This is a genomic window from Weissella ceti (assembly GCF_018394055.1).
GTDB lineage: Bacteria > Bacillota > Bacilli > Lactobacillales > Lactobacillaceae > Weissella > Weissella ceti.
The window spans coordinates 572,382-589,118 of sequence record NZ_CP074441.1 but is presented as its reverse complement, the minus strand read 5'-3'; the positions used below and the strand labels follow the sequence as shown (position 1 = coordinate 589,118).

At 39.1% G+C, this 16,737-nt stretch carries 15 protein-coding genes; all 15 read right to left on the bottom strand.

Annotation, left to right across the window (positions count from 1 at the left end; translation table 11 throughout):
• Positions 1-216: 216 nt before the first annotated feature.
• Complete coding sequence (locus KHQ31_RS02970; protein WP_213409505.1) at positions 217-840, bottom strand: NAD(P)-dependent oxidoreductase; 624 nt, start codon at positions 838-840, stop codon at positions 217-219.
• Between the two features lie 429 nt (positions 841-1,269).
• Complete coding sequence (locus KHQ31_RS02965; RefSeq protein ID WP_213409504.1) at positions 1,270-2,334, bottom strand: YdcF family protein; 1,065 nt, start codon at positions 2,332-2,334, stop codon at positions 1,270-1,272.
• Positions 2,335-2,875: 541 nt separating this feature from the next.
• Entirely contained in the window at positions 2,876-3,802 is a 927-nt protein-coding gene (locus KHQ31_RS02960) for a DMT family transporter (RefSeq protein WP_213409503.1), read from the bottom strand.
• A gap of 130 nt (positions 3,803-3,932) precedes the next feature.
• The gene (gene abc-f / locus KHQ31_RS02955; RefSeq protein ID WP_213409502.1) at positions 3,933-5,438 is read right to left on the bottom strand and encodes a ribosomal protection-like ABC-F family protein; all 1,506 of its coding nucleotides are present in this window, start codon (positions 5,436-5,438) and stop codon (positions 3,933-3,935) included.
• A 119-nt stretch (positions 5,439-5,557) separates the two neighbouring features.
• The gene (locus KHQ31_RS02950) at positions 5,558-5,953 is read right to left on the bottom strand and encodes a hypothetical protein (RefSeq protein WP_213409501.1); all 396 of its coding nucleotides are present in this window, start codon (positions 5,951-5,953) and stop codon (positions 5,558-5,560) included.
• Entirely contained in the window at positions 5,950-7,260 is a 1,311-nt protein-coding gene (locus KHQ31_RS02945) for a Y-family DNA polymerase (protein WP_213409500.1), read from the bottom strand. Before KHQ31_RS02945 ends, KHQ31_RS02950 begins: the two co-directional genes overlap by 4 nt.
• A 179-nt stretch (positions 7,261-7,439) precedes the next feature.
• Positions 7,440-7,796 (bottom strand): VOC family protein, encoded by a 357-nt coding sequence (locus KHQ31_RS02940; protein WP_265583742.1) that lies wholly within the window; start codon positions 7,794-7,796, stop codon positions 7,440-7,442.
• A gap of 28 nt (positions 7,797-7,824) precedes the next feature.
• Positions 7,825-8,973 carry a trans-sulfuration enzyme family protein gene (locus KHQ31_RS02935; RefSeq protein ID WP_213409499.1) on the bottom strand — a complete coding sequence of 383 codons (1,149 nt, stop codon included), beginning with the start codon at positions 8,971-8,973 and terminating at the stop codon, positions 7,825-7,827.
• Between the two features lie 137 nt (positions 8,974-9,110).
• Complete coding sequence (gene yjeM, locus KHQ31_RS02930; protein ID WP_213409498.1) at positions 9,111-10,595, bottom strand: glutamate/gamma-aminobutyrate family transporter YjeM; 1,485 nt, start codon at positions 10,593-10,595, stop codon at positions 9,111-9,113.
• 71 nt (positions 10,596-10,666) lie between these two features.
• Positions 10,667-11,671, bottom strand: a complete 1,005-nt coding sequence (locus KHQ31_RS02925) for a nucleoid-associated protein (RefSeq protein WP_213409497.1) — start codon at positions 11,669-11,671, stop codon at positions 10,667-10,669.
• Between the two features lie 18 nt (positions 11,672-11,689).
• Positions 11,690-13,129 carry a sensor histidine kinase gene (locus tag KHQ31_RS02920; protein ID WP_213409496.1) on the bottom strand — a complete coding sequence of 480 codons (1,440 nt, stop codon included), beginning with the start codon at positions 13,127-13,129 and terminating at the stop codon, positions 11,690-11,692.
• 16 nt (positions 13,130-13,145) lie between these two features.
• Complete coding sequence (locus KHQ31_RS02915) at positions 13,146-13,838, bottom strand: response regulator transcription factor (RefSeq protein WP_213409495.1); 693 nt, start codon at positions 13,836-13,838, stop codon at positions 13,146-13,148.
• Positions 13,839-13,919: 81 nt separating this feature from the next.
• Complete coding sequence (locus KHQ31_RS02910; RefSeq protein ID WP_213409494.1) at positions 13,920-14,684, bottom strand: YibE/F family protein; 765 nt, start codon at positions 14,682-14,684, stop codon at positions 13,920-13,922.
• On the bottom strand, positions 14,681-15,784 hold the full coding sequence (locus tag KHQ31_RS02905; RefSeq protein ID WP_213409493.1) for a YibE/F family protein: 1,104 nt from the start codon (positions 15,782-15,784) through the stop codon (positions 14,681-14,683). The genes KHQ31_RS02910 and KHQ31_RS02905 overlap by 4 nt, the downstream gene beginning before the upstream one ends.
• Positions 15,784-16,734 carry a primosomal protein DnaI gene (gene dnaI, locus KHQ31_RS02900; protein WP_213409492.1) on the bottom strand — a complete coding sequence of 317 codons (951 nt, stop codon included), beginning with the start codon at positions 16,732-16,734 and terminating at the stop codon, positions 15,784-15,786. The genes KHQ31_RS02905 and dnaI overlap by 1 nt, the downstream gene beginning before the upstream one ends.
• Between the last annotated feature and the right edge of the window lie 3 nt (positions 16,735-16,737).

Below are 16,737 nucleotides of genomic sequence, written 5' to 3'. Positions count from 1 at the left end.
TTGAAGCCTCCTCTACATAAATAAACGAAAATTCATAACCATATGCTATAACTATATTTTCTAATAAGAATTGGATTGTTGTCAACATAACTAAGTCGTCATATAAAAAGAATGAATGTTTACTTAACTTATTTAAAGCCATTAATGGCCATTTTATACAAAAAAACAATGTTTATTACGAGTAATAAACACTGCTCAATTTGAAAGAAGTGTCTCTTAACTATGAACCCCTATTAATTCATGGTTTTCTTTTGACGCAAGTTTTTCTACAATCGCAGCAGCCATATCTAGGTAACTAATATAGCTTAACCCTTGTGCATTATATTTTAAGTGTTGACCAGTAAATGCATATTCTCCAGTATAAGCGCCTTCAGGATCAAAAAATAGTGGTGGTGCCATATACAACCAATCAAAAGACTTAGTGCCCTCTAGGTGTTTAAAGGCAGTTAACGCTAATTTACCACGTTCACGATACTCTTCTTGGATCAATTCAGTGTCAGCAACGCGTGTTTGATGCTCATCTAATAATGGACCTACACTACCGGCAAAAACCAACTGTGTTGTTCCATTATCAAAAATTGCTGTCAGATGATCAACTGCGGTAATAGTTTGCTCAATATCATCATTTGGTGCAGAGAACGTACTGATAATTACATCAAATGGTTGAATATCCTCAGCTGTTAAATCAAACAAACTGCGTTTAAGCACTGGTACATTCTGAGTTAAGTTTTCTGGATGACGTACAATGGCGGTCACTTCCGCGTTTTGTTCCAATAAACGATCAATAATCACGGTTCCTAATTTCCCATTAGCACCAAGAACTCCAATTTTTTTCTTCATTCGTAACACCTCTCTTTTAACTTCTTTAAAGTAAGTGTACACGAACTGTTTTGAGATTCACGTGGTACTTGGTATCACAATAAGCCTTGTTTTGATGAATATATGTGCTCTGCATATTCTTTCGCAATGTTTAAGCGTTATTTGCATGTAAAAATAATTGAATATAAATTTCAATAAAATTTAGATACATATCTTTATACACATATTCATTAATGACATGAGCTTCATTAGTTTCACCAGGACCAAACATAATAAATAGAAATCTGCGAGTTTTCCTTTTAATATATTAGAAGCAGCGGTCACGCCTGCCATGACAACGACTAGTTATTTTCTGTGTGTACGTAATCACATACTAATGAATGCGCGAAAAAAACAGCCATCCTTGGATAGGATGGCTGTTAATCACAGTTATTAATAATAGGTAATCTATTATTGCCAATTTGTTGTATACCCCATAAAGATTGACAAACTAATAATTGAAATAGCGATTAATGCTAAACTAATGGCATGAAACTTCTTGTGGTTAGCTAAAATTGCGATGTATTCGCGGATAAAGGCATTGTAGACAAAGTAATTTTTTGTTTTTGCCCCAATCCCATCAATTTTCAAACCAACACGGAGGGCGTAACCAGCAGCTCGAAAGACGTGATAGTCGCTGGTACAAAACAACCCATTATTTAAGGGCAGCCCTTTTTCTTCAATAATGGCTTTTGAAAACAACATATTCTCATAGGTTGTTGTGGATTCTTTTTCTGCAATTACAAGGTCAGTTGGATACCCTTGATCAATTGCATATTGACGCATCGCTTCACCTTCAGGTAACGCTTCATCTGCCCCTTGTCCACCAGACATAATCAAGATTGGGCGTGAATTCCCTTTTTGTTCTTGTTTGTCGGCAAACTGCATCGCACGTTTAATTCGAGATGCTAGTAAGCCTGAGACCTCACGACCATTAATTAAGCCAGCGCCTAACACAATAATGTATGCTTGGTTGTACTTAGGTCGGAATAAGACATACAAGATAAATGACATCACAAAACTAATTAGCCAAAAGATAAAGTAGCCGATTAATGCCCCGGTTAAACTACGAATACCTTGCGCAAGCCAATACGGGAACAACGCATCAAATAAATTCAAAATTACAGGTAATAATAGGATGCCAATTCCCAAAAATAGCGTTAATAGATTACCTAACGAATGACTTTCTTTTCGTAGAACAAAGAAAGCGTTAATCAATAATAAAACCCCTGCCCACGACATCACAATAATAATCGGAATGAAAATTACCAAGAATAACAAAACAAAAAGCATTGTTACTTGTGGATTGTTTAATGCTGTTAAGGCAACGATTGTTAGTAAGCCCACTTCTCCTAATAAGAATGTTAATAACATACCGTTTAATAAGCGGACTTTATTTGAGCGGTAGCTCATATATAGCGCAATGCAAGTCACGAAGACGCTAATCACTAAGGCATATGGTATAAATGGGTACATGGTGTCTCTCCTCTAAATAATCCCTTACTATTATACAGGATAAATTACGGAACTGTGGATGAGTCGTTTTGTCTAATCGAATTAACCATGGTATAATTTAGACATAAAGAAAAGCCCACTGCTACCAACAGTGAGCTTTCCGCAAGCTAACCTTAACGGTGGCTGTTAATTTGATAATCAAACCGCCTTACTCGTCAAAGTATATAGAGGCGGTTTTTTTGTGTCTACTTTTTGTCATTACGTTGGTCGAAATACATCAGCCAAGGTAACAACGCACTAGCGAGGTTTATCAATACATTGATAAGCTCTACTAGAGACATATTTAGCTAACTCCTTTCTACAGATTCTGATGAGTTGGGTAATTACACCATACACATCACCACCTTTCGATGAAAGTTAGCCACCGTCCTATTAACTTGTACGTTGATTATAGCATGTTTAGACGACATTAAATACGTTCAAAATACCATGTTATCAAGGAATACCCGCAAACCGTGCGCATTTAATAGTCACTGTTTTGCAACGAATGAAGCATAAAATGCTAGGCACCAATAAACTTAATAATCGCAATGCCGACTAGCATAATCAAAATCCCAATAATTTGTTTACGTTGAACACCTGCTTTATTTGAATGCCACCAACCAAATTGTTGAACAAATATTGAGCCGATTAATTGTCCTAGTAAGGCAACCATGATGGTTAATCCTGTTCCAATTTGAGGAACACTGATAACGGTTGTTAGGACGAATAAAGCACCCAGAATTCCACCCGCATATGCCCAAGGTTCCGTTTGTTTAATGGCACGCATTGTTGGCAATTGTTTCACCAAAATGGCGGTTACAATGATAATTAAAATCATGCCAATGCCAAATGAAATGAATGCTGCCTGAACCGGTGAATTTAATAAGGCACCTAAATGACCATTAATTGCCTGTTGCATGGCTGAAAACGTCCCAATCATCACCGCCCAAATCATCCATAATTTGGTTGTCAGATTGGTGGCATCAGTGTTTTGACTATTGTTTTTTGTAAGTACAGTTAGAAATAGTCCAGCAAACATAATTAGAACACCTAGTGCTTGGATTAATGAGAAACTTGTAGCTGAAGCACCAAACCAACCGAAGGTATCAATGGCTAGTCCAGTTAGAATTTGCCCAACTAATGGTAGAACAACGGTCTTAACCGCCCCAATCCGTGGAAACAACAAGATGTTTGAGGTTAGAAAAATCGCCCCTAATACCCCACCTAACCAAATCCATAAGGGATGTTCAATAACAAACGCACCGCTGGGCAATAACGCACCAATTTGGATCCAAGTAATCAAACCTAGAAAAATAGTTCCAATGGTAAACGACACAGATGCTGATAGAAAAGGTGATCCTAAGCGATAACCTAGTCGCGTGTTAATGGGACTTTGATTCGATAGAAATAAGCCCGAAACAAATGCTAATAATACGAAAATTGCCATAATAAGGCCTTCTTTCTTTCTTTTTAATAAGTTACTTACATCATATCACTTTTAATTAGAGATACATGCCTAAAGTAAAAGCCCCACAGTCTAATGATTGTGGGACTTTGAGTATTCTGAGTCTTTAACTTTAATCAGTGAATGCCTCTAACGCAACTTGTTGTGCATGTATGGTGTTCAAAAATGTTTGATCATGTTCAATGATTAACATTGCTGGTTGCACTTGGGTAATAAGCTCTTCAATTTGCTCTTGGTTAAATACATCTAGATAGTTTAGTGGTTCGTCCCAAATAAATACATGAGCTGGCGTCAATAATGACTTAGCTAATTCAACGCGTTTCTTCTGCCCTTCACTCATCTGTTCTAACTGTTGAGTAAATACTTGGCGTGGAATACCAAGTTTAAAGAGCGTGCCAAGTAATTCTTCAAGAACTAGATGATGCGTTTCACTGAAGTCCGCTAGTGTACCGCTCAATCCAGAGGTGTCTTGTTGGACCTGACTAATGATTAGCTGACTTGCCCAATGATAGCTACCAGAGACAATCAAGTCTTGTTGCTCAAGTAACGCACGAATTAACGCAGATTTACCCGTTCCGTTATCACCCGTTAAGGCAAGGACCTTGCCTGTTGACAACTCAAATGATACGGGATTAATTAATGGTCGGTCAGTATAGCCAATCGATAATTCTGAGACAGATAACAAAACGCTATGCGGTGACTGAAGCGGTGCCATTGTGAGTGGTTCTGATACTTCAATATCCTTTAGGAGTTTTTCCTTTTGACTTACCTCATCATTTTTGCGTTTCAATAGACTCTTTGAGCGTTTCATTGTACGTGCAGCTCGGGCGCCTTCGAACCCTTTATCACCACGATTCTTACTATTAAATTCGGTGCGACTACCTGACTTACTTTGTTCTCGACTATTACTCCACTGTGCTTTTTCACGCGCCGTTTCAGTTAAACGGTTAATATCACGTTTTAGTCGGGTATTTTCCGCTTGTTCACTTTGGTCGCGTAAAGCTTTTTCGTGTTCGTAGACATCAAAATTACCTTGATACAAACGTAATTGTGTTTGTTCAATTGCCACGACATGATCGATAACAGCGTTCAAAAATGAACGATCATGACTAATGACAATGAAGCCACTTTTTGCGTTTAGATAACTTGTAATTTGACTTCGCGTATTGATATCGAGATGATTTGTGGGCTCATCTAATAAAATAAAGTGCTCATCATCAATAAAGCTAATTGCTAACAAAACTTTGGTACGTTCACCACCAGATAATGTTGCAAACATACGATCCAAGATGTCTGCCAAATCAAGGCCCAGTAAAGATAGTTCACGGTCAACCATCCATTGATATTCAATGGGGACGAGTTGATTGAGAATCGTTTGTACTGAGACCGTATCATCAGAAATATTTGCTGGAAAGTATTTCAAAGGGACGCTGGTTTCAATTGTTCCCTGATAATCAAGTTTGTTTTGTAAAATCTTTAAGAGCGTGGTTTTACCACGGCCATTTCGGCCAATTAGGCCAAGTTTCCAAGATGAATCAAGATTTAAATTCACTTGATTAAAAATAGCATCACCGCCATCATAGGCAAATGACATATTTTTAATGATTATATTCGACATAGGTCCTCCAAAATGTATGACGCCTGTTTAACAGGCATGTATCATGCTTTTAGATAACATTCTTCATTGGAATCACCCCAATCATTTATAGACTAATGAGTAAGTATATCAGATACCTATCATATTGTCTGACTTTTTTCGATTAATGCACACCAACGAATCGAATTGATTGGTATTTCTTGTTGGTTAAGTACAAGCGTATCATCATCCGTGAACCCTTGTATTTTGCCGGCTTGGATTGGCTTAATCTGTCCTTCCGTTGTTTGTGCACTTAATTGAATTTGAATGAATAATTTTTTTTGCCAGGCTTTTGCGAGTATCTGGCTAATTTCAAGCGGTGTCATTTCGGGTCGATACTGGGCATTTTGTTGTTCTTTTTCAGAGGCCATATATTGTGATACGGCCTCGGTATGTTCAGATAATCGGAAACCTTGCCATTTTGCCATACCTTGATCATGATAATCTTGTTTAAAAAATAAACGAATGTCATCTTCTGACAGCGTTGAATTCATCATGATTCCCCTCCTTCATGACCAGCAACTAAATTAGCTCGTTGTAATAAAGTACTTCCTGGTAATTTTGAACTGGATTTAAACACAGCGGTATTGCCAAATTTTTGGCGCACATGATCAAGCGTCGCATCTAAATCAGTTTGTTTAATATTTGCGGTGGCACCGTCAAACAAGTCAATTTGATTACCAATATCGGGAATGACTTGGTCCGCAGATACACCAATATATCTCACGGGAGTCCGGTGATAATGGTCATTAAAGATAGTCATGAGTGCTGCCACAACTTGCCTCGTTTGACTTGTAGCGGGGATTTTCATTTGTGCTGAAAAGCCAGAGCTGTCTGATGTATAGCGTCCATCAGTAACAAACAATGAAATAACTTGTGCAGCATGTTGATGTGAACGAAGTCGTCCAGCTAATAATTCGCCCATTTCGCGAATAACCTGTGCAATTTTTTCGGTTTGAGTATATGTGGTTGGTAACACTTGGCTATTCGAGTAATTTTTATTTTTCGGTGTATGTTTGTGCGCAATTCGACTACGATCGACACCCCAGGCTAACGCATAAAGTGCATCGCCTTTCACTTTGCCGAATTTTTGGCGCAATTCATATGGGTTGGTGTGAGCTAGGTCGCCCATACTATGAATGCCCCAACGTTGTAACTTCTCGGCTGTTTTAGTGCCAATACTCCAAACTTTATCGAAATCAGTAATAGGCCAAAGATATTCCGGAATTGTTTCAAACGACCACTCACCAATGAACGTTTTTGATTTTTTTGCCCCAATATCTAAGGCCATTTTTGCCATTGCGGGTGAGTCACCAATGCCTACCATCAAATAAACACCCACAGCATCGCGAACTCGTAATTGAATAATACGCGCCAACTTGGCCATCGTTAAATCTGAACCATATTTAGATTGTAGATACTGCCAAGAATCAGTTAAGTCTAAAATTGATTCATCAACGGAGTACATATGCAAATCCTCTTCTGCCACAAACTCGCGAAAAATGTCGTTAATTTCTTTGTTTTTCGCAATATAGTAAGACATACGTGGCGGAACGATAATCAAATCCGGATGATTAGGCACAGCACTACGACGTGTAACGTTTGTAATCCCTAAGACCGTCTTAGCCAATGGTGATGAAGCTAAAACTAACCCATCAGTGCGTTTATCTTGTGTACTCATAACGACCAGCATGGTTTTTAGAGGATGCAAGCCTAATGCAAGACACTCACAACTGGCATAGAAACTCTTGCTATCGATAACCATTAATTTACGGCGTGGTTCATCCGTTGTGGGTAATGACATATTAGGCCCTCCTTTTAAAGTTAATGAAACCCCGTCTGGTTAAGTTAAACCTAATTATAAACGAATGAAACGTTAATAACAAATAAAAAAACCTCTGAATAACAGATAAAAGATATACTTTTACCGTATTCAAAGGGTGTCTATCGATGATAGTCGATAATTGTATTTAAGTTTCTACTTTACATTGAAGCAAAGACAAAGTAATTGCCTTCTGGATCCGGAAATGCGAATGATTCAAGCCCGTTTTGGGTTGTAATCGGTAGTGCATTTGGAATTTTAGCATGTAGCGTAACAAGTTTATCAGTGAATAGCATTAATGATGGGGTGTTTCCCAATACCTCAGGTGAAAATGCTTCAATAAAACTCTTGGTAAAGAATGATAGTTCGACTTGATCTGATAATTGTACAACAAGATTTACAGAATCATCCGGCAAAGCTGTACGCTCAATTTCAACAGCGCCTAGATTAATCCAAAATGACGCAACTTTTTCGACATCATCCACATATAGCATCGTTCGCATTTTAGCAATCATCATACCACTCCCATTTTAGGCTTGATGGATTTTACAAACGATCAAGGGCCTTTGCCAGATCAGCTTGTAAGTCATCAATGTGTTCAATCCCAACAGAAATACGAACAAGTTCGTCTGAAATCCCATTTTCACGACGAATTTCGCTAGGAATTGATGCGTGTGTCATCACAGCAGGTACTTCGATCAATGATTCTACTCCACCTAGTGATTCAGCTAACATGAAGACATCCAAGCCTTCGACAAAGTCCTTAGTTGATAGACCTTCATTCAATTCGATTGAAATCATTCCACCAAAGCCAGACATTTGCTTACGAGCGATTTCGTAGTCGGGTGTGCCTACGAGTCCTGGGTAATATACTTTCGCAACCTTAGGATGATTGTTCAAGAATTCAGCCAAGATTTGTGCGTTTTCGTTATGACGCTCTACACGCAGCGCCAAAGTCTTCAATGAACGTTGTACCAAGAATGATTCTTGTGGTGACAAAACTGCTCCAACAGACATTTGAATGAACTTAATGCCCTTCGCTAATTCTGAATCATTAACCACAACAAATCCAGAAACAACGTCTGAGTGACCACCTAGATACTTTGTTCCAGAAGAAACAGAAATGTCAGCCCCTAGTTCCAATGGGCGTTGGTTATATGGTGAGGCAAATGTGTTATCAACAGCCACTACGATTTCAGGGTTCTTAGCCTTAACCGCTTCTGAAATAGCACGAATATCCGTGACGTGTAGTAATGGGTTTGAAGGTGTTTCCAAGAAAATCATCTTAGTTTCTGGACGTAAAGCTGCCAATACTGCATCTGTATCTGCAGTATCAACGGCTGTGAATTCAATACCCAAGTCTGTTAAGATGCGTGATACTAGACGGAAAGTACCCCCGTAAACGTCATTTCCCATAACTAAATGGTCATTTTGTTTTAGTGAACCAGACATCACAGCGTGGATAGCGGCCATTCCAGATGAGAAGGCATAACCATATTCACCACCTTCTAGCGCAGCGATAACAGATTCAACTGCAAAACGCGTTGGATTTTCACCACGAGTATATTCATATTCAGGTGTGCCACCTAGTTCTGCCTGTTTGTAGGTAGATGTTTGATAAATTGCTGGAACAACAGCTCCTGTTTCAGGATCATGTTGAATGCCGGCATGAATTGCATTTGTTTCAAATTTCATGAGCACACTCCTTCTTCTTTTCGTTTATTTTAAATGATTATATCATAAAACACTTTAAAAAAGTAAGAACATGTGTTGTAGACATAGAAAAAGCACCTAAACTTTTGTTAAGTTTAAGTGCTTATATCTTTTATAAATTAAAGCTTCCCGTGCTTACGTTCAGCGCGAGCGTACAATGACCAGGCCAAGATTGCAAAGAATGCAGGTCCGATAACTGTCCAAACTGCGTTGAAGTAGTCACCCTTCAAGAATGGTGGCAACACTGTCATCACAATTGATGTGATGATTAATGCTTCAACAATCAAAGTGATAATAATTGTTGATGCCTTTGACTTAAAGAATACGAACGGACGATCAACATCCTTCAAACGCTTAAACAATGGGAATGCAGCAACCAAGAACACGTATGGAAGTGTTGATGAAACGTTACCCATGTTTGTCATAATCAAGTAAAGTTGACCGGCGTTTTGTCCACCGAATGAAATCGCCAAAACGAAGATGATAACAAGTGATGCTTGAATCCAAACCGCAACTTGAGGCACACCGTTTTCGTTCAAACGAGTGACTGACTTAGGCCAGATTTCCTTTGGTGATCCAAGGATGAATGACTTCAATGGTGAGTATGTTAGCACGAAGAATGAACCAACGTAAGCCATGAACATACCTAGTCCAGCAAAACGTGAGAACCAAGCTCCCAATGTCACGGCTCCGGCTGTTGACATACCAACGGCATTACCAAGTTCAACTCCCAAGTTGTTCATCAACACATATGTGACGTTACCTAGGTTGGCTGATTCCATGTTTGAAAGGTTCAACCAGTTTGTTGTAACTCCCCATAGCAAAATTGAAATCGCATATCCAATTCCAATAACTGTTGTGGCGATCAAAGCCGCACGTGGATAAGTCTTTTCAGCCTTATCGATTTCCGGCATCAACCCACCCATTTGTTCCAAACCAGCGTAAGCAAAGACAGCATACAAAGCGAATGAAATCAATTGCATTGGTGATTGGAAGGCTGGGTTTTGTGGCACGATGAAGGCTTCAACTGAAACAGGTTCAGCGAAGTGCCCCCCATTTGCGAACAACACGATTACCGCAACGGCAACCAAGATGAAGTTCATGGCCATAACGAACATTCCACCAAGTGATGAAATACGTGAAATACCTTCAACCCCACGTGTTACGAAGAACGCAACTGTGGCAACGAACATAACCGCTAGCAAACCAACTGTTTGTGTTCCTGAAAGTCCCAAGATTGACCATGTTTGGGTTGTGTCCTTACCAGCAAAGATTGTTGAGAATGGGATCCACACTTTTTGTGAGATGTTAATCATCCACACAAACCATGCAGCCAAACCAATAAACGTTGCGATAAAGGCAATCTTTTTCCCTAATGAACGTTCCATCCAAGAATAGATACCACCCTTGGCATCCTTAAACGATGCTCCAAATTCTGCGTACATCATTGATGTTGGCAAGAAGAAGAACAATGCGCCCAAGATGTACCAAATAATAGCGGCGTATCCCATTTGCATGAAGGCAACTGGACCATTTCCAAAACCGAAAATGGTTGTAAACATCATCATGACTAACGCGCCAAGACGAATCTTTTTATTATCCATTACTACTCTCCTATTTTCGAACTTCTTTCAAGTATACCGTTTTTACAGTATGGCGACAATAATGCAATGCATTACGAAGTGAATTTATTAATAATCGATTCGATATCTTTAATGACTAAGGACATGCTGCCATCAGGATTATTAATGAATTCAACCTTTGTCTTGTCTTGATATAGTTCCGTCGGAATCGCAATTTCAATTCCTGAATCCAATTTGAATCTTTGCACTTGATACTTCTTCTCATACGCTTGTTGATTTGGCACAGAGAATGTTTCATCAAGTGATTTATCTGTAGCAATTTCGTTGTAAGCAGTCTTTGCAGCAACATTACCAGCAAATACGGCATCAGCGATATCGGCTGTTCGCACATCACCATTGTTATCATGCATACTATCTAGAATGGCATCTTGTGTTTTTGAAAAAGCTTCGTGCTCAGGAATATCAAATTTGTTCGCAACCTTTTTAACAGTTTGCTTAATGGCTTTGATATTATCTTTGGTAGATTCTTCAGGGTCAACTTCTAAGAACTTTTCAGAGAAGTAATTCACACGATGACCATCAATAATGTATTGCTTTTCGACTAGTTGGAATTCACCAGTCATCAAGTTCACAACCACACCTTCTTGGATACGTTGACTTGGATCTGGCAAAATCGCTTGATTTAAGATGACTTGGTTAACCAAGTCGTTTTCACGGTAGTCAACCATATGGGTGTAATGCGGTGCCAAATTCATCTTTAAAATGGCAAAGAAATCATCTTGTCCTTCGGCATATTCCACAAAAAATAGATCACCCGCCGGGACATCCGGACTTGCGGCAATGATAGCGAATAGCTTCTCAGCTAATTGCGTTGAACGATCAACGAATGAAACATCGCTTTCGGCATTAATCATTTGGCCTAAGTAGTCGGCATCAGTTAATTGACCAGGCTTAAAATCACCTTGGTCAAATTTGTTGATGATACCGGCTAAGTAATCATGCACCGTTGGTGTATCTAATGACATTTCATCTTGTGATGCGATTAGATTACCAGAATCTTTATCAATAATGTGTAGAATCGCGTGGCGAATAATCATATAACTACTTCTTTCCTATTATTTGTTAATGGGTAACTTGATATGGAAAATTGACCCCTCGTTGATAGCGGATTCGAGCCAAATTTGACCGCCATATCCTTCAATAAGCTTTTGGGCAATACTTAATCCTAGCCCATTACCACCTTGCTTACGTGAGCGGGCTTTATCAACACGGAAGAAACGATCAAAGACGTGATCAGCATCTTCTGGTGTTAACCCTTCTCCAAAGTCTTGGATTGCAATTTCCACGAAATGACCATGTTTAGCCATTGCAAAGTGGATTTCTAAACGTGTTTGACTATATTTAACGGCATTGTCGGTCAAGATAATTAGAATCTGTTCTAAATGATCACGACTCATATTCACAAACGTTGGCTTGTTCAAGTCATCATCAAGATAGAATGTGAAATCAGGCGTAATCATTTGATAGTTCGCAAACACGGTTTGCACGACTTGGCGTACATCAGTGTTCTCTTTTTTGAATGCTAATTCAACTTGATCAGCCCGAGTCATATCTAACATTTCTTGGACAAGTCCTTGCATACGTGAAATTTCTTGTAACGAGGCTTCAATTGATTCTGCCAAAATCTTAGGATCGTCTTTTCCCCAACGATTCAACAATTCCATATGTCCTTTGACAATCGCAACGGGTGTACGTAATTCGTGCGAGACGTCTTCGACGAAACGTTGTTGTTGTGAGATAAAGCTTTGAATTTGATCTAGCATGCTGTTTAACAGTGAGGCCAACCCGGTTAATTCATCATTATGACGTGTTGTAATCGTGACCCGTTCTGGTGAATTGGGATCACGACGTATTTCATCCGCAAGATTCGTCATCGCCTTAACCGGTTGTGTCAGATAGTTGACCAGCCAATAATTCCAAATAGACAGTAGAATCAGCCCTAACACAATTGATACTAAGATAATCAAATAAATACGCTTAAACGTTGCATGTAAGGTTGCTAGTGTGTTGACTCCTTGCAAATAACCAATTAAGTCTCCCCCACGATTGTACAAAGGTTGTTCAGCGACTAATCGTGATTCGTAATTATGGTTAATTTGCTTTAAATCAAAACTAGTCCCCTTTTTAAACGGATATTCGTTTTGTTTGAAGGGATAAATTTGTGTCGCTGAATCATTGTAAATCGTGAATTGATAGTCAGCCCGTGTCATTTGTTGGACAGCGGGAGACATCGTTTCATTCAACTTATCAACATTATTAACAGTTAGGTCATCTGTCTTAAATCGTTGTAATTCAGTCGCAACAGTCTCCATTGATGCGGTTAAGTTCACCTTTTCGGTTTGAATCAGTTGATTAGAAAATGCAGTGATTAGAAACCAGGCGAATGTAATGAATACAAAAAAAACACCAATGATAGAACCGAATGTCCATTTACGTTGTAGCGAAATGGGCCGGTCATCAGGTGCTCTTTTTGTAATGGTTTTTAAAATAGCCATTAGTTCTCCCTATTGTCTACTGACGCATAACGTAACCAGTTCCGCGAACTGTTTGAATGTAAGATGTTTGTGCGCCTGCTTGATCAATCTTATTACGCAAGTAACGAATGTATACGTCGACGACATTGGTTTCAATATCTGCGTCATAACCCCAAACGTTCTTAAGTAATTCTTCCCGTGATTGCACCACATTGACATTTTCCATCAAAATAAGTAGTAATTCATACTCACGTTTTGTCAGGTTAATGATGTCCTCCCCACGACGGACAATGCGATTTTCTTTTTCAATGGTTAGATCACGGTAAGTCACTACACTCTTGGTAGCACCATGTTCTACTGTTTCAATATCAATACGACGTAGTAGCGCACGTGATCGGGCTAGTAATTCTTCAATAGCAAATGGCTTTACTACGTAGTCGTCGGCCCCATAGTCTAGACCAGAAACACGATCCAAAACTGAATCACGAGCGGTCATCATAATGATTGGTGTGTTCTTAACTTCACGCAAACGACGAGCCACTTCTAGCCCACTTAGTTCAGGTAACATCAAATCAAGCAAGATCAAATCATAGTCATTGGCTAGCGCTTCATCAAGGCCCCCACGACCATTGTCCTTAATTTGTGTTTCATAACCTTCGTGTTGAAGTTCTAGTTCCACAAATCGTGCCAAGTTGTCTTCATCTTCAATAATCAATACTTTATTGGTCATCTCTTTACCCAAGCTTTCTTGGAACCATCTGATTCCTGTATTCCCACTTATTTTAGCATATTTTATGCTAGATATGCGGCTTTAAGCTGATTTACGTGTTGAATCTTTGTGCTGGTAATAAAAGTACAGTAATGTCATTGGTAAAACTAATAACACACCTAAAATTGCAAATAAGACGGACAACATCGTTGCGACAAACAACTTCGCATTAATGATTTCGGCCCAAGTATACTGTAGTTTAGCGAATAACAATGCCGCACCTAAAAATTCAGCGAAAAAACCAAATAAGACAGTATTAACGGCTGTCCCAACGATAGATAAACCTGCTTGTCGACTCGCTTCATACAATTTTGTTAAATTAGGCTGCTCTACATCCTTATAGATAAACGTTAATGTTGAAGAAAAGGCAACGCTTGCTTCAGAAATAGCCCCTAATGTTGCTAATAACGCAGCAGCAATGCTCAAATTCATAAAGTTAACTGGAATTGTTAACGATAGACTCTCAAGCATTGAGGCGTGCTCACCAGCAAAACCATATGCTTGGGCCCAATGAATCACTGGAACGATGACGAGCATTAGCATCAACATAATCGTTAAACTCACAACCATGGCATTTATCGCAGTATCTTCGTCAGTACCAGAACTTAAAATCGTGACGGTTAGAATCAAGATAGCCCCTACACCAGTAACGATGTAGAGATTGAACCCCCAACTCAATAAAGTCATCACAATAATCAGCATAATGATATTGAGACCTAAGCTAATGAACGCCCCCAAGCCCTTAAAACCACCAATGACACACATTAAAATTAATAGAATAAACCCTAAACTCAAGGCGACGCTCATAGTTTACCTCCTGACCAACGACGGAAAATTAAAATGAAGCCTAGTCCAATTGGGACGGTCAAAACAATACCAATGGCACTAATTAATGTTTGAATTAAACCTAGTGACAATGTCGCAGCAAACGTATAATCCCATGAATTACCATTGCGCAAATACAGAATTGCTAGCGGGATTTGTTCGGCCATAAAAATCAACAGTAGAACGTTATTAAGTGATCCAAAGATAGTTTGTCCTATTTCACGTCCAGCCTGTACAATAGCTTGCCAACTCATATCCGGACGCGATTGTACTAATGCATCAATCGCGACCGTCATATCAGTTGCTTCATCCAATAATGCACCCAGTAGTCCAACCAATGTAACGGCTAAAAAGAGGCTTGCCGGATCTTGTGTTACAAAATCCATGTGCTCATAGTAAATCCCCTTTTCATTGGTCAGCCAGAATACGATTAAGGCTAACAATGTGGTTATTAACCCGGTTGTTAATACCGTCGCATTAATAATCCACGTCAGATGGGAACGAAAACCTAGTAAAATACCCGTTGTTAATAGTGTTGCCAAAATGGCGAAACCAATAAAAACAGCAAAAATACTTGAATTCCCTAGATTTAAGTCTAAAAAGATGAACAAAATAAATAAACAAACGTTCATTAATGTTGAAATAAGTAATTTTTGCCGACTTTTGCCAAACAAAATAACCATTAATCCCAAAATAAAGACTAAAATGGGCAACCAAATGTAGTCACGCTTAGTATTTTGGATTTGCCAGATGTCTTTATCACCTTCACGAATAAATAATTGCTGCCCTGCTTTCAATTCGGTTGTCAGTGCTAATGAACTGTCATACTGATTATTCAATTGAATCATCGTGCCATGACGACTACCGTTCATGATTTTGGCTTTAATTGCTTGGTCAAATTGTTGCACCTGATTACCAAATTGATCACTGGTATCACTTGCCTCAGTCGTTTTGACTTCAGTGATCGTCGCAACTGGCTGTTGATACAAATATGTATCGTGCTTTAAAAACAGAAACGCCCCTAGCGTTACTAAGATTAGTAACAGCCAAGGACGTAAACGTTTAACGATTGGATGAGTCATTAAGGTAGACGCTTATTTGTTCCGTGCATTGGTGTTTCTGAGGCTAAGAAACGCACACGTTGCATCAATCGATCAGCTTTCAAAGGTTCTTGACCATCCTTTGAGAATGGTAAGAAGTCTTTTTCTAAGGCTGCCATTGAAAAGTTTGATGTGAAGAATGTTGGTAATTCGTTTTGCATACGATATTCCAAAATAACGGCGAAAATATCGTCACGACTCCAAGCAGATAATGATTCTGCGCCAATATCATCCAAGACAAGAATTGGCACTTGTTTAATAGCGGCTAATTGATCAGTTAAACTGACACCTGGCTTATCAAAACTTGCCTTTAGTTCGTTAATAAAGCTCGGGAAATGCACTAATGTAACTGGCACACCCTTATTGGCAAATGCATTGGCCATGGCTGCCATCAAATGTGTCTTACCAACCCCAAACGGACCTTGCAAATAAAGTCCCTTTTGATAGGTTGGTGACTTTGGATCATATTGACGAATAAAGTTTAATACACCAACTAACGCCAGCGCTTGATCATCATCATCAACTGAAAAATCATTTAAGCTAGCGCGACTAACCATTTTGTCAGACATGGCGACTGTTTTAACCATGTTACCTGTTTGTTCATGCAATCGCTTGTTGATTGTTTCTTCATCTGGTTGGTAAAGAACCGTAATTTGATGTTCATTGAACGACAAGACAGGCTTATACCCACGGTGAACGACAAATTGACCATTTTTTGCGCGGTCACGTTGATCGACAAATTCAAACAGGACTGAGAAATCACGGCGAATCATATCGGGGGTAATTTGGTCTGCGTGTGCTTCTAAAAATGAAACCACTTCAGTGTCAGATAGTACTTTTTCTTGAATGGCTGCAAAACGACCGCCTAAGTTGTTCGTACTTAGAATAGTCTTTAGTGCATCACCCATATTAGTCAGTTGTTGATCTGCCATAGG

What these genes read in the sequence shown, in the direction of transcription:
- KHQ31_RS02925 (WP_213409497.1), bottom strand. Translation starts at nt 11,671, where the DNA reads ATGATTATTCGCCACGCGATTCTACACATTATTGATAAAGATTCTGGT.
- KHQ31_RS02920 (WP_213409496.1), bottom strand. Translation starts at nt 13,129, where the DNA reads ATGGCTATTTTAAAAACCATTACAAAAAGAGCACCTGATGACCGGCCC.
- KHQ31_RS02950 (WP_213409501.1), bottom strand. Translation starts at nt 5,953, where the DNA reads ATGATGAATTCAACGCTGTCAGAAGATGACATTCGTTTATTTTTTAAA.
- KHQ31_RS02945 (WP_213409500.1), bottom strand. Translation starts at nt 7,260, where the DNA reads ATGTCATTACCCACAACGGATGAACCACGCCGTAAATTAATGGTTATC.
- yjeM (WP_213409498.1), bottom strand. Translation starts at nt 10,595, where the DNA reads ATGGATAATAAAAAGATTCGTCTTGGCGCGTTAGTCATGATGATGTTT.
- dnaI (WP_213409492.1), bottom strand. Translation starts at nt 16,734, where the DNA reads ATGGCAGATCAACAACTGACTAATATGGGTGATGCACTAAAGACTATT.
- KHQ31_RS02965 (WP_213409504.1), bottom strand. Translation starts at nt 2,334, where the DNA reads ATGTACCCATTTATACCATATGCCTTAGTGATTAGCGTCTTCGTGACT.
- KHQ31_RS02960 (WP_213409503.1), bottom strand. Translation starts at nt 3,802, where the DNA reads ATGGCAATTTTCGTATTATTAGCATTTGTTTCGGGCTTATTTCTATCG.
- KHQ31_RS02910 (WP_213409494.1), bottom strand. Translation starts at nt 14,684, where the DNA reads ATGAGCGTCGCCTTGAGTTTAGGGTTTATTCTATTAATTTTAATGTGT.
- KHQ31_RS02905 (WP_213409493.1), bottom strand. Translation starts at nt 15,784, where the DNA reads ATGACTCATCCAATCGTTAAACGTTTACGTCCTTGGCTGTTACTAATC.
- KHQ31_RS02915 (WP_213409495.1), bottom strand. Translation starts at nt 13,838, where the DNA reads ATGACCAATAAAGTATTGATTATTGAAGATGAAGACAACTTGGCACGA.
- KHQ31_RS02970 (WP_213409505.1), bottom strand. Translation starts at nt 840, where the DNA reads ATGAAGAAAAAAATTGGAGTTCTTGGTGCTAATGGGAAATTAGGAACC.
- KHQ31_RS02935 (WP_213409499.1), bottom strand. Translation starts at nt 8,973, where the DNA reads ATGAAATTTGAAACAAATGCAATTCATGCCGGCATTCAACATGATCCT.
- KHQ31_RS02940 (WP_265583742.1), bottom strand. Translation starts at nt 7,796, where the DNA reads ATGATGATTGCTAAAATGCGAACGATGCTATATGTGGATGATGTCGAA.
- abc-f (WP_213409502.1), bottom strand. Translation starts at nt 5,438, where the DNA reads ATGTCGAATATAATCATTAAAAATATGTCATTTGCCTATGATGGCGGT.